This is a genomic window from Vibrio sp. 1562 (genome assembly GCF_033340155.1).
GTDB lineage: Bacteria > Pseudomonadota > Gammaproteobacteria > Enterobacterales > Vibrionaceae > Vibrio > Vibrio alginolyticus.
The window spans coordinates 1-707 of record NZ_JAWOVY010000332.1 but is presented as its reverse complement, the minus strand read 5'-3'; the positions used below and the strand labels follow the sequence as shown (position 1 = coordinate 707).

The 707-nt window shown below is 40.7% G+C and carries 1 protein-coding gene and 1 pseudogene; one reads left to right on the top strand and one right to left on the bottom strand.

Annotated features, from left to right (window positions below; translation table 11 throughout):
* Nucleotides 1–17: 17 nt before the first annotated feature.
* Nucleotides 18–260: pseudogene (locus tag R7Z49_RS25015) on the top strand (chromosome partitioning protein ParA); the annotation flags it as partial.
* A gap of 81 nt (nucleotides 261–341) precedes the next feature.
* On the opposite strand, the gene R7Z49_RS25010 reads toward R7Z49_RS25015, so the two are convergent.
* Nucleotides 342–707: hypothetical protein (locus R7Z49_RS25010; RefSeq protein ID WP_318112389.1), on the bottom strand; the 366-nt coding region annotated here is incomplete at its 5' end.

Sequence of the window (707 nt, the reverse complement as noted above, 5' to 3'; positions counted from 1 at the left end):
AAGTGTTGCAGAAATAACTCAAAATCTCGCAAGATCTAGAAGCGTTAGATAAAGAGGGCGAGTAGCTACTGCCGAAAATCGACAAGCTGAAGAAAGAATGTGATGTGTTCTTAGAAGGGAAGTCGTGGGATGTAAAATCCGATGCTTGCGATAAGCACGATGAAGCAAATTCTCGACTTAGCCAAATTGATCAACTAATTGAAGTCTACAAAATGGATCTCAACCAGATCAAAGAAATCACATCGGATATGGGTTTATAAACCCAACAATACACTCGATTGTTCATACAAAAAGGAGCTCACTGAGCTCCTTTTCCTTTACCTATGTTAAGCTAAAACTCGTTAGATACGAGAGGCATCATAACCTGATGCAAGCAAAAGTTCTCGTTCATACCTAATGAGTTGAGCACGATCTTCAATTAATTCGTTCAAAGCTTGAGATGGCTTTCCTGCGAGAGTTTTGAAAGCAGCAAACGTTTCTGCACTGTCGATCTCATCAATCATACTGCTAATGACATTGCGCGCTTCACACGGATTGTTATCTGTAGTGAAGTATTCTACTTGTTTAGCTGCAGCTTTCATTTCTGTTAATAGCTCAAGCGGGCTCGTGTCTTTTGCTACCGCCATGTAGTTGTCTAACACGCGCTTTGCATAAAGCAGTTCTTTTAGTGGGATATCACGTCCACTTTCAATTAGGGATTCGCTAAG